8 protein-coding genes are annotated in these 11,969 nt (G+C 69.5%); 4 read left to right on the plus strand and 4 right to left on the minus strand.

Annotated features, from left to right (window positions below):
- Positions 1 to 23 precede the first annotated feature (23 nt).
- On the plus strand, positions 24 to 2,723 hold the full coding sequence (locus HS104_40910; GenBank protein ID MBE7486319.1) for a tetratricopeptide repeat protein: 2,700 nt from the start codon (positions 24 to 26) through the stop codon (positions 2,721 to 2,723).
- Positions 2,724 to 2,987: 264 nt separating this feature from the next.
- On the opposite strand, the gene HS104_40915 is transcribed toward HS104_40910, so the two are convergent.
- Together HS104_40915 and HS104_40920 are read right to left on the minus strand one after the other, a co-directional pair.
- Positions 2,988 to 3,554, minus strand: coding sequence for a hypothetical protein (locus HS104_40915; protein MBE7486320.1), 567 nt, complete (start codon positions 3,552 to 3,554; stop codon positions 2,988 to 2,990).
- A gap of 247 nt (positions 3,555 to 3,801) precedes the next feature.
- Positions 3,802 to 5,439, minus strand: a complete 1,638-nt coding sequence (locus tag HS104_40920) for a serine/threonine protein kinase (GenBank protein ID MBE7486321.1) — start codon at positions 5,437 to 5,439, stop codon at positions 3,802 to 3,804.
- A gap of 338 nt (positions 5,440 to 5,777) precedes the next feature.
- Between HS104_40920 and HS104_40925 the strand changes: the two genes are divergently transcribed.
- Positions 5,778 to 6,650: an alpha/beta hydrolase gene (locus HS104_40925; GenBank protein MBE7486322.1), complete on the plus strand. Its 873-nt coding sequence runs from the start codon at positions 5,778 to 5,780 to the stop codon at positions 6,648 to 6,650.
- Positions 6,651 to 7,031: 381 nt separating this feature from the next.
- Here HS104_40925 and HS104_40930 read toward each other — a convergent pair whose 3' ends face one another.
- Positions 7,032 to 7,595 carry a hypothetical protein gene (locus tag HS104_40930; protein ID MBE7486323.1) on the minus strand — a complete coding sequence of 188 codons (564 nt, stop codon included), beginning with the start codon at positions 7,593 to 7,595 and terminating at the stop codon, positions 7,032 to 7,034.
- Between the two features lie 1,305 nt (positions 7,596 to 8,900).
- On the opposite strand from HS104_40930, the gene ltrA reads away from it, so the two are divergent.
- The gene (gene ltrA, locus HS104_40935; GenBank protein ID MBE7486324.1) at positions 8,901 to 10,172 is read left to right on the plus strand and encodes a group II intron reverse transcriptase/maturase; all 1,272 of its coding nucleotides are present in this window, start codon (positions 8,901 to 8,903) and stop codon (positions 10,170 to 10,172) included.
- Positions 10,173 to 10,755: 583 nt separating this feature from the next.
- Positions 10,756 to 11,109 (plus strand): DUF559 domain-containing protein, encoded by a 354-nt coding sequence (locus HS104_40940; GenBank protein ID MBE7486325.1) that lies wholly within the window; start codon positions 10,756 to 10,758, stop codon positions 11,107 to 11,109.
- A 138-nt stretch (positions 11,110 to 11,247) separates the two neighbouring features.
- Here HS104_40940 and HS104_40945 read toward each other — a convergent pair whose 3' ends face one another.
- Complete coding sequence (locus tag HS104_40945; protein MBE7486326.1) at positions 11,248 to 11,910, minus strand: HAD hydrolase-like protein; 663 nt, start codon at positions 11,908 to 11,910, stop codon at positions 11,248 to 11,250.
- Positions 11,911 to 11,969: the final 59 nt, after the last annotated feature.

Genomic DNA, 11,969 nt, shown 5'->3' on the forward strand with positions numbered 1-11,969 from the left:
CGGCGGGGTAGACTCGCGAGTCGTTGGCTCGCGCCCCCACGAACTTGCGCCCCGATCCTTCGTCCTTCGTCGGTCGGGACGCCGATCTCGCTCGCGTGAAAGCGGCGCTCGAGAGCGCGAGCCTGGTGTCGCTGACGGGGCCGCCCGGGGTCGGAAAGTCGCGGCTGGCCAAGGAGCTCGCGCTGACCGCCGGCCACCCCGCGTGGTTCTGCGACCTGTCCGTCGCCGAGAGCGCCGAGGGCATCGCAGCCCGCGTCGCCAGCGTGCTCGATCTGCCGCTCGCCGAAGGCCGTTCGGCGAAGGACGCGGTCGCGCAGATCGCCCGGGCGCTCTCGCGCCGAGGCGCAGTGACGCTGCTCCTCGACGACTTCGACCACCTGGTCCCGCACGCCGAGGGCACGCTGGGGATCTGGCGCAGCGCGGCGCCGCGCGCCCGCTTCGTCGTGACCACGCGCCAGCGGCTCGGTCTGGCCGGGGAGAGCGTGATCGAGCTTCACCCCTTGGGCGCCGAGGCCGTCGAGCTCTTCGTCGAGCGGGCACGCGCGGTGCGCCGGAGCTTCGAGCCCACGAAGGCCGAGCTCGCCCTCATCGGTCGGCTCGTGGAGCGGCTCGACGGGCTGCCGCTGGCGATCGAGCTCGCGGCGGCCCGCGCCGGCGTGCTCGGCGTGCGCCAGCTGCTCGAGCGCCTGGAGGGCTCGCTCTCGGCGCTGGATCGGGGCGAGCGGAGCGACCGCTCGACGCTGCGCGGCGCCCTCCGGTGGTCGTGGGAGCTGTCGAGCGAGCGCGAGCGACAGGTGCTCGAGGCGGTCTCCGCCTGCGTGGGCGGCTTCGACGCGCGCGCCGCCGAGGCCCTCACCGAGCTCGAGGGGGCATCGGTGCTCGACGCGCTCGAGGCGCTCGTCGGCCGCTCGCTGCTCTTGGCGGAGAGCGACGGCGAAGAGATCCGCTTCCGCATGCTGGCGACCGTGCGCGAGTTCGCGCACGACGAGCTGGCGCAAGGCGGGCTCATCGAAACCGTGCACCGACGCCACGCCGCCCACTACCTGGAGCTCGGCACTCGGGCTGCGGAGGGGATCGACGGCCCGCGCGCCGCGGAGCTCTTCGCTCGGCTGAAGGTCGAGCGGGACAACCTGCTGGCGGTCGCGCGGCGCGAGCTGGCGCGCTCACCGCTCTCCGCCGCCGGCATCGAGCGCGCGCTGGGCGCCGTGTTGGCGCTCGAGCGGCTCTGCATCATTCGTGATCCGGTCGAGGGCTACCTGACGCTCCTGGAGCGGGCGCTGGAGCACGCGCTGGGGCTCGGGGTCGATCGCCGCCTGGTGACCGAGGCGCTGCGCATGCGAGGCGCGCTCTACTTGTTCTTGGGCCGACCGAGCGACACGGAGCGGGACAACCGCGCCGCGCTGGCGCTCGCGCGCGAGCTGGGCGACGTCGCGCTGGAGGCCCGGCTGCTCGCGGCGCTCGCGCTGACGGGGCTCAGGCGAGTCCCGGTGGCGCCCGAGGAGATGCCGAAGCGCCGCGTGGACGCGCGTCACGCCATGGAGGAGGCGCTCGAGCTCTACCCGCACCGAGACGCGCGGCGCGGCATCATCCTGAACAACCTCGGCGTGATCCTCGAGGGGCTGGGCGATTGGGAAGAGGCCGAGCGGCGCTACGATGAGGCCGTCGCCTGCTACCGCAACGTCCCGTGCCAGAGCGCGGGCGTCGCGCTCGCCAGCCGTGGCGCGCTCCACTACGCGAGCGGGCGCCTGCCCGAAGCGCAGGCCGACCTGCGACGCGCGCTCGAGATGCTGGGCGCGTTCGGCGACCGGCGTTCGGGCGCGTACGTCCACGCCGAGCTCGGCGCGCTCTACGCCGAGCAAGGGCTCGCCCGCGAGGCACGCGTCGAGCTCGAGGCGTGCCTGGTCTGCCACGCGGAGGCTGGCCTGTCGTGGTACGAGGGCCCCGCGCTGGCCACGCTCGGCGACCTGGAGCTGGGCTTGGGCGACGCATCGAGCGCGAGAGCGAGCTACGCCGCGGCGCTCGAGGCCGCCCGCTCGGGTGGTGACGGCGCGCTTCAGGTGCGCGCGCTCGCGGGTCTCGCCTGCGCGCTCGCGGCGGAGAGCTCCCGCGGCGACGCACGCGACACGCTCGGGGCGGCCGCGTCGCTCGCCGAAGAGCCGGTGCCGCGTGCGTGCGTCGACGCGGCCCGCGGCTACCTGGCGCTCGTCGAAGCCCGCGCGCTGCCGACCCCGACCGAGGCGCGAGACGCGATGGATGACACGCGCGCGGTTCTCCGGGACCTCGCCGCCGTGGCGCGAACGGAGCGCTCGGCCGTCGTGCGCGCGCGCTCTCTGTGGCTCGAACGGTCCTTGGAAGCGGAGGCCGAACGCCGCGCCGGCGCGGTCGCCGCCGCCGCGCTACGGGTGACGGCCGACGGCAAGTGGTTTCGTCTGCCCGGTGGCGAAGGAGTGTCCCTCCACCGCCGTCCGGCGCTCGCGCTCGTGCTCGCGCACCTCGTCCGCTCACGCATCGACGCGCCCGGCGAGGGTGCGGCGCTCGAGGCGTTGTTCGCCGCGGGCTGGCCCGGAGAGCGCATCGACCCGCACTCGGCGGCGATGCGCGTCCACCAGGCCGTCGCGACTCTGCGCAAGCTGGGCCTCCGAGCTGCGCTCCTGCGCAAGCAGGACGGTTACCTGCTCGACCCGAGCCTGCCGGTCACGCGCGTCGCGAAGCCGGATGCGTGACGGACTGCTACGACTCGCGTTGCTGGCCGCTCGAGGTCGCGAAGCAGCGGGGTTCGGGCAGGGCAGGTAGGTGAGGGGTCGGCTAGCCAGTGACCTCACCTTTGGCGGAGGTGCGCCCCCGCCCTTCTACAGTTCAGATGTCCTACGCGCCGACGTCGATGTTCGTGGCCGCTCGGCCCCATGGGGCTGCAAACTGGCAGGCAAGCCGCGCTCCGAGCTGCCTCATGCGGTGATGCGCCCGATACGGGTATCGCGCAACACGCTTCAGTGGGCGCGGGGGGCGACATCGAACGCCAGGGCCAGCCCGACGTGCGCTCTCGGCGAACGCGGGTCGAAGCCCAACTGAAGCCTCATCGGCTGCCCCGGACGCGTTCGGTTGTGCTCATTGACGAGGTCGAGCAGTTCCGAGCGCCCGGGCTTCAGGAGGATCCCGCCGACGATCCCGAGCGTCGCAACGCCCAAGCCTGCGCCGACGAACGCGAGCCCTTCGTCGGTCTCGCCTTCCCACTCCTCCATCTTCTGATCGTCGCAGCGGTCGCGCTCGGTGGACCCGATGGGCAACTTGTCGCACTCGCTCTGGTCGAGCCCGGTAGCCATCTTGCTGAATCCCCAGATGGCCAGACCGGTCCCGATGCCGATGCCGCTCCAGATGACGATGTTGCCGAGCGTGCGCTGGTCCTCGATCTCGCCGAGCTTCGGACTCAACGCGGCGTAGACCCGAGGTTCCGACGCGCGCAGCGTGTCGAGGTACTTGCGGAATCCGTCCCAGTCCGCCGTGTAGTACTGGTCCCCGACCGTGAGGCTGCTCGGCGGTACGGCGCGCGAGAGCATCACGTGGGAAGGGGGAGCCGGAGGCACCTGAGCGGACAGGGTGCTCGTCGCAAGTAGTACGGCCGACACCGCGCCAATCGGCCCCCGCCTTCCCCTCATGCGAGGCACCCTAGCACGGCATGCCCGTCGATGACCTCACCAGCACGGGCGGGCGCGGGAGAGCGTTCGGGCGACACGCGAGGGCGAGCCTATCGTCCGAAGGCCCGTGAGCAAGCGGTGCCGGGGGTTTCCCCGATGTGACGCCGCGCTAAGCGACCCGAGTCAGCGAGGCCCTGTGAGCCCCATCCACGGCGAGCGTCAGAGCCTCGCCCGTGGTCTGCACCGGGCTCTCGTCCAGGGCGGGCTTGTGCTCGTCCCACCAGGCCTCCGCCTGGGCCGCGTCCCACGGCTCGACGACACACGTCTGGAGGCGGCGGCGGAGCTCGGCGGAGCTCTGCGGGCGGTGCGCGGGATCCTTGCTGAGACAGGCGAGCACCAGGGCGTCGAGCTCGGGCGGGACGGCGACACCCCGCGCCTTCAGCGACTCGGGTGGCGCGTGGAGGTGCTTCCCGCAGATCTCCAGCACCGACTTGCCCTGAAACACATCGACCCCTGCGAGCAAGTAGTAGGCGACCGCGCCCAGAGCGTAGATGTCGATGCGCGCGTCGACCGAGTCGGGATCGAGGATGGACTCGGGCGCCATGTACTGCGGGGTGCCGATCAGCGCGCTCGCCGCGGTCAGCTTGACCTCGTCATCGACCTCGAACTCCTTGACCAGCCCGAAGTCGAGGAGCTTCACGACGTCGAGCTCGCCGCCCTGGGCGCACAACATGATGTTGGCCGGCTTGATGTCGCGGTGAATCAAGCCGATCGCGTGGGCCTCGTTCAGCGCCCCGCAGAGCATCGTGAGGATGCGGACCACCCGGCCCGGCGGCTGCAGGCCGCCGACGTGGACGATGTGCTCCAGCGTCGCGCCGTCCAGGAGCTCCATGGCGTAGTAGAAGACGCCGTCGTCGGTTCGCCCGTAGTCGTAGATAGTGATCGTATTGGGGTGGGTCAGGCGCGCCGTCAGCTGCACCTCGCGCTCGAACCGCTCGAGGCTGCTCGCGCCCGCCCGATCGACCCGCAAGAGCTTGATCGCCGACGGGCGCCGCATCATCCCGTGGCGTGCCCGGTAGACCTCCCCCATACCGCCTTCGCCGAGCTTCTTCTCGAGGACGTACTGGCCGAGGCGGCGTGCCTCCTGGACCTGGACGCGGAGGCCGTAGATGACCCACGAGATGACCGTGCACGTCGCGACGGCGAATCCCCACATCATGACCATGGTCGAGGGCAGCCACGGAAACACGCCCGAGTCGAGCGAGCGCCAGGCCAGCCCACCCTCGCCGGTCGGCACCACGAGCACGGTGATGGCGATCATCGGCACGCCGCCGATCGCCGTGACCAGGGCGGTGCGACGCGCCGACGAGGGGACCAGCGCCGCGCGGATGGCCGCCTGCATGGCCATGCCGGCCAACGGGACCATCGACAAGTAGCCGTCGGCCATGGTGGTGCCCTCGATGGTCACGAGCGCGCGCTCGCGGCAGAAGGCTTCGAGGACGAAGCGACCGATGAAGCCGCCGATGGTGAAGGAGGTGACGAAGCCGGCGGCCTCCACGACGCGGAGGAACCGCACGGACCGCTGCCCACGTCTGGTGAGGAGCCAGAGGCTCCCCGACAGCGTGGCGCTGCTCGCCGTGAGGATCACGTCCACGCCAGGGGCGACGACCGCCCCCATCACGCCCAGCCCTACGCTGAACGCGATGATGAAGAACATGATCTTCCAGAAGAGCGCGACCCGGGCCTGGAGGAAGGCCCGACCCTCCTCGCCGCCGTCGGCGATCGGCGATGCGTTCTCTACCGCCACGGGTGGTCCACGCCGAGCTCGATGAATGTCACGCGTCGCTGAGTATCACGATCTCGCCGCTCGCGCTCGCTGCGCGGTCGAGTGACCAGTCTCGATCGGTTCTCCTCGAGTCGAGCTGCGTCGCCACCACCGGCGGGGAAGTGGTGACCCGGGGACGGGGCGGTGGAGAGGTACTGGGCCGCACAGGAGCAAGCCAAGACCCAGCGCAAGAATCACTCGCCTGACGGGACCCACCAGCCCGCGGCCTGAAAGCTGCGCTGCGCCAGGGGCAATTCGCAGTGCTGATCGTCTTCGCGTCGCGCACAGGCTACCGTCGTGTCTCTGGAACGGGGGCGACGATGCGACTCTCTTTGAATGGCACCGAGATCTTCTTCGATGTCGATGGGGCGAAGCTCGCCATCGACGCTGGCGGAAGCGTTCGCGAGCGCCCGACCGTGGTCGTGCTCCCCGGTGGGCCGGGCTTCGACCATGTCTATCTGCGCGCCGGGCTCTCTCCGCTCGCGGCGGACGCCCAGCTCGTCTTCGTCGATCCGCGCGGCTGCGGTCGGTCGGGTCGTCCCCCGCTCGAGACGTGGACGCTCGACCAGGTCGCCGCGGACGTCGTCGGGCTGTGCGAGCGGCTCGGAATCGAGCGCCCGTTCGTGTTCGGCCACTCAGCGGGCGGGTTCGTCGCGCTGACCATGGCGTGGAAGCACCCGGACCTCGTGCGCGGGCTCCTGCTCTGCGACACCGTTCCCGCGCTCCGCCCCCACACCGACGCTCATCCGCCGCCCGCTTCGCTCGAGCAGCGCGCGCCGGCGGAGGTCGCCGCGATCAAGGATCGCTTCTTCGGTGGCGACATGTCGGACGAGTCGATGGCTCTCTTCGCGAGCGAGGTCGTTCCTTACTACGCCGGGCCGGCGCACATGGAAGCGGCACGCGCTGTCGGGGCTAGCGGCGGGATGGAGGTTTCGGTGGCGAAACACTTCTTCGGCACCCAGGCGCGTGCGTACGACATGCACCCCGTCTTGGGCGACATCCGCGTCCCGACGCTCGTGATGGTCGGTGCCCACGACTGGGTCTGCTCGCCCGCCGCGAGCCGCGCGATCGCCGCGAAGATCCCCGGCGCCGAGCTCGTCGTCTTCGAGACCGCCGGCCACTTCGGGTTCGCCGAGGTGCCGGCGGAGTTTCAGGGCGCCGTGCGCGCGTTCCTCGCGCGCGTCGCAGTCTGAATGGGAGGGAAGCGTGGGCTGCAACCTACCGGTGTGCGTGAAGTCGTGCCCGAGCCCGAGGAACTTGCTGACGGCGGGGCCGCTGGGGATGGGTGCGCGGAGTAGCTCTCGGACGCATCGTCGCACTCGCGCTCGGCGCGGCGTGCTCCGAGCAAGGCGACGCCCAGCGCCGGTAGCGCGGGCCCCCGCGCTGGGAGACCTTACGGGCGCCCCGTGCCGCCGCTCCGGCCGCGGGCAACGGCGGCCTCCAGCGCGCCGTCGGCGCGCAGTGCGGAGAGGTCGTCGTCGGCGAGCAGGGCCGGGTCTGCGAGTGCGTTTGCCGAACGGCGGGTCCGCCTTGTGACCGGGTGGCGGGAAGCCGTCCACCTCCCGGAGACGGTGTTACTGGCAGGTGTGCCCGGTGGCCCACATGAGGTTCAGACTGCAATCCGTCGCTTTGAAGGTGGTGCCTGCCTTGGGTCCCATGTCGCAGGCGCAGTCGACGGGCCCGTTCGGATCCGGCCCCTGACAGGTCGAGCTCAGTTGGGGGCACTTGATCGTGCAGGTCACGACCTCGGGCGAGCCGCTGCCGACTCCGACCGCGCACATTCCGCTCAGCTTGGTCCAGCACTCGCCGAACGCGACCCGCAGCTCGCCGCAGCTCTCATCGACCGTGGGGAACGACGGCCCATCGTAGCTCGTGCAGCCGATCGGTTTCGACACTGCGCAGCTCAGGTAAGCGTCCAGCTGAGTCCGGCAGCCTTCCTGAGTCGCTCGGGACTGGTCCTCCTGGAGCTCTTCGGCGCAGGCTTGTTCGTCTTCGACGGTGTCGCACTTCGCCGACGCCACCTTCCGACATAGGTCGGTGATCATCGCCTCGGTGCTCGGGACCGGCTCTTCGTCGGAGCTTCCGGCGCAGGCGAGCGCGACGAACAGCGGCATCGCGAGACCAAGGCGGCGAGCCATCACCCAAGCATGCCACAGCGTCAGGACCTGCGCCATCGCCGCCGTAGTTGCGTGCGCCGGTGCACGATGTCGAGATCGTTCGTGGTCATCGGTAATCCATGGATCACCGCGGCTTCGCCGCCAACGACGATGAGCTCGACCCCGGCGTCGCACAGCTTCGCGAGCTGCGCCGGGAGATCAGCTGCGCTGGGATGTCGCCGCATCGCGCGCCAAACCAAGTGTTGACGCTCTGGGGTTGGACGCTCGGGCCGCCCTGGAGCTCCGCGCGCTGGCGCGCGCTGGTCTCATTGCCGATGTCACCCGCGCTGCAGCTGGCGATGCCCCCGGCAAGCGAGGCGAGTGCGAGTGCACGTCGCAGTGTGGAGGTCGCGCGCACCACCCTTCGCCGCTCGGACGCCATCACCCACCTCCTGGTCGAAGTGTGCCCGGGATCTCTTTCGTCAAGCGCCAAACGCTGAGCGCGCACGCACGTGGTTCAGCAGATCGGCTGGAGCGCTCCACGCGGCCGTGTCACCAGGCTTCGTGGTGCGGCTACCGGCGGAGTCGGCGCCGGCGCAGCGCGAAGGCGGTCGTGCACGTGCGCGAGCCGTTGGCGCCCGCGTGCCTCCTGACCTACGCCCTCTTCAAGAGCCTCGCCGCCTCGATCGCCCCATAGGTGAATTTTCCTGCCTCCCCCGGTCGTTGCTGTGCGTCAAGAAGCTCTGTCCTGGAGGATGCCATGTAGAAGCCAATACAAAGCTGAAACCAGGTGAGTGACCCAGCGGGTTCGAATCCCGCCCAGCCAAGGGTGCGCCGCCATCTGGAAGCGAGCCTTGCGTGGCAACTCCAACCGAACAGGGAGGCTTGCTGCGAAGCGTAGGCAGCGAGGGTGCAGGCCGTGTGATTGGGCTGCGAAATTTGGGAAGTGGTGGGAGCCGACGGGACAGCACACCCCGGAAGGCAACATCGGTGAGGCAAGAGTCAGGGGCAACGCCCCGACGGCGCGTCCTCATCGGCCTGCCGCGGTCGGAGAGCACGGCATGTACAGCGAGGGTCACCAGGGAACTTGAGAGGTCCTGTTTGCTCCGGGCGACCGGAACCGCCAAGCGAGCGCAAGTGAGCAAGGTGGGGCAGCGGGAAGTCGGAGCACCGCCATAGTAGCGACGAAGCCGGGGAAGCCGCCCAAGCGACCCGGCGGAGCGAAGGGCGGTGTCGGGAAAGCGTTTCACGGAACCGAGCGAGGGCAAGATGACCGAGACACCGAGCTTGACCACCATCTCAACGAAACTCGAGCGGATAGCAAAGCAGGCGCAGCAAGCGCCCGACATGGCATTCACGACGCTGGCGCATCACATCGACCTGGAGTGGCTGCGCGAGGCATACCGACGGACTCGCAAGGATGGGGCCGTGGGCGTCGATGGGCAGAGCGCGAAAGAGTATGCGGAAAACCTGGAGGGAAACCTCCGATCGCTGCTCGACCGCGCGAAGTCCGGAGCGTACCGCGCGCCGCCAGTGCGACGCGTGCACATCCCGAAGGGGGACGGGAAGGAAACGCGTCCGCTGGGGATCCCGACTTTCGAGGACAAGGTTTTGCAACGCGCCGTCGCGATGGTGCTCGAAGCGATCTACGAGCAGGACTTCCTGAACTGCTCATTCGGGTTCCGTCCTGGGCGCTCCGCGCGCCAGGCGCTCGAAGAGCTTTGGACACCGGCGGTGAAGATGGCTGGCGGTTGGGTCGTGGAGCTCGACATACGAAAGTATTTCGACACTCTCGACCACGAACGTCTGCGGGAAGTGCTGCGCCGCAGGGTGCGAGACGGAGTCATTCTGCGTCTCATCGGAAAGTGGCTGAACGCGGGCGTGCTGGAGGACGGAGAGCTGAGCTACCCCGATGCCGGCACGCCACAAGGCGGGGTGATTTCGCCGATTTTGGCGAACATCTACCTGCACGAAGTGCTCGACGTGTGGTTTGAGCGAGAGGTCCGACCCCGACTTCGAGGGCGGGCACACCTCGTTCGATACGCGGACGATGCCGCGATGCTGTTCGAATACGAGGACGACGCGCGGCGCGTGCTCGACGTGCTTCCAAAAAGGTTTGGGAAGTACGGGCTCGCGCTCCACCCGGACAAGACGCGCCTGGTGCCGTTCAAGCGGCCCGATCGCATCCGACCTGGTTCGCGCGGCGACGGCCGGGGACCCAGCGGGCCCGGGACCTTCAGCTTCCTCGGCTTCACCTTCCACTGGGGCAAGAGCCTCGCTGGCAAGTGGGTGGTGAGGATGCGAACAGCGAAGGACCGCCATCGCAGGGCGCTGGGTGCAATCACCCAGTGGTGTCGGCTACACCGGCACGAGCCCATCCGCGAGCAGCAACGTGTGCTGGCGGCGAAGCTCGCTGGACACTACGGCTACTACGGCCGTACAGGGAACTTTGGCCGTCTCTGGTGCTTCTACTGGCACGTGACCTGCCTGTGGCGGCGGTGGCTGTCGCGCCGCTCCGACAAGGCGTATTTGGACTGGGCGGCGATGAACAGGCTTCTGGAGCGCTACCCGCTCCCGAAGCCGTCGGTCGTGCGCGCACGTCTCGTAGCGAATCCGTGACCGAGGAGCCGGATGCGGGAAATCCGCACGTCCGGATCTGTGGGAGGCCCCGGCAGGTAACTGCCGGGGCCCACCCGACCGCCGCGCTTCGCGCGGCTGCGCGCCGCCTGCCCCCTCCTTATCCGTGCTCGCGCCGGCGTTCCAGGAAGCGAGCAGCACGTCTCGTCGCACCGCGCACACCGAGCGGACGCCCGCCGCGCCGGCGCTGCGCGCGGATGGAGGGGGCGCGTCATTCCGAGCCTGGTACCGCATGCGCGGAGCGGAGGCCGGGCAAGACCAGGCGTGCGCCATCGCTGCGCATAGCGCCAGAGCTTGCGGCAAGAACCGGCCGCTCACGTAGGCATCACCGCACGACGACAGGCTGACTGCGGGCGGGTTTCGATGCCCGCTCGGCCCTGCCCGGCAGCGCGTCCGGGCTCTGCCCTGATGGCGCACGGGCCGCGCCAGGCGCGTCGGAGTCGAGCGTTCCTCGCGCGATGTCGCGGAGCGAAGGTTACGCCGCAAAGTCCTGATCCGCGCCTGTCACGCCCCCTGCGCCGTGCTCGGGCAAAGCCCGGCCGCGCTGCCGGGCCAGGAGGACCTCATGCATCGAAACCACACCCGCCGTCAGCTCCTCGAAGCTCGGGCTTCTGCGATGCGCAGCGCTCCCACCTGGAGCGAGCAGGCTTTCTTCAACCTCGTGCGCGGCGGTCGCCTGGGCGTCGCGGTCCGCAGGCAGGTGGTCATCGGGGAATTCGTGGCGGACTTCGCCGTGCCGAGCGCGAAATTGATCGTCGAAATCGATGGCAGCAGCCACGCGCACAGAGTTGCGGCCGATACCCGCCGGGACGAGAAGCTCGCGCGGCTCGGGTGGCGGGTGCTCCGGCTCGAAGCCGAGCTCGTGCTCCGGCAGCCGGAGGTCGCACTTTCCCGGGTGCGCCGGGCGCTCGGGCGCTGAGCCCGGGCGCCTGGCTCGAGGCCTCGAGCGGATACGGCGGAGAACACGCAGGGTCGCGCAACGAGCGCAACGCGAATTCGGCACAACTCGGGAACCGCGACGACGTCAGGAGCCGCGAGCGGGTTCCCCGCGGCACCGTCAACCGCAGCTTGGCGTCAGTCCGCGAATCGCGGAACGAATTGCTGACGGCGAGTCGATCAGGGCCCTGGCCCCAGCCAGTTCAAGCTCCTCCCGACTGCCGTAGCCCCAGAGTGCGCCAAGACCGACCACGTTGCTCGCGCGCGCCCCCCCTATGTCATGTCTGCGGTCGCCGATCATGCACGCGGTTAGGGGCTCGACATGCTCTTCGCGCAAAACGTGCCTCAGTAACTCTGCCTTTTTTGAGCGCTCTCCCGACAACTCCGAACCGTAGACGCCTGCGAAGAACTCCCGCAGCTGGAAATGCTCGATGATGCGGTCTGCGTAGATCTGCGGCTTCGACGTGACAACCCAGAGACGAATGCCCATCGAGCGGAGCTCGCCCAATGTCTCGCGTATTCCCGAATAGACGACATTCTCGTACAATCCCTGCGTCCCGTACCGCTCCCGATAGGCGCGAATAGCCCGCTCGTTCAGCTCCGGATCTTCCGTTTGAAGGAGGGTCTCGAAGACCTCACGAAAAGGGGGGCCGATGAACTGTTGCAGCTCGATGTCCGTCCACGAAGGGCCGCACACCGCCCGCAGCGCATGCTGGAACGAGCGAACTATCCCCACCACTGGATCCGTCAGCGTACCGTCGAGATCAAAAAGCACATTGCGCATGTGACCGCCCCGCCAACGCTATCCCACTGAACACCCGGCTGCTGCGTCTCCGATAGGTG

This window comes from Polyangiaceae bacterium, from assembly GCA_015075635.1.
GTDB lineage: Bacteria > Myxococcota_A > Polyangia > Polyangiales > Polyangiaceae > JADJKB01.

Coding starts and splice junctions, on each gene's coding strand:
- HS104_40915 (MBE7486320.1), bottom strand. CDS start 3,554: ATGCTCTCGCGCGCCGTACCGCCGAGCAGCCTCACGGTCGGGGACCAG.
- HS104_40925 (MBE7486322.1), top strand. CDS start 5,778: ATGCGACTCTCTTTGAATGGCACCGAGATCTTCTTCGATGTCGATGGG.
- HS104_40930 (MBE7486323.1), bottom strand. CDS start 7,595: ATGGCTCGCCGCCTTGGTCTCGCGATGCCGCTGTTCGTCGCGCTCGCC.
- ltrA (MBE7486324.1), top strand. CDS start 8,901: ATGGCATTCACGACGCTGGCGCATCACATCGACCTGGAGTGGCTGCGC.
- HS104_40940 (MBE7486325.1), top strand. CDS start 10,756: ATGCATCGAAACCACACCCGCCGTCAGCTCCTCGAAGCTCGGGCTTCT.
- HS104_40945 (MBE7486326.1), bottom strand. CDS start 11,910: ATGCGCAATGTGCTTTTTGATCTCGACGGTACGCTGACGGATCCAGTG.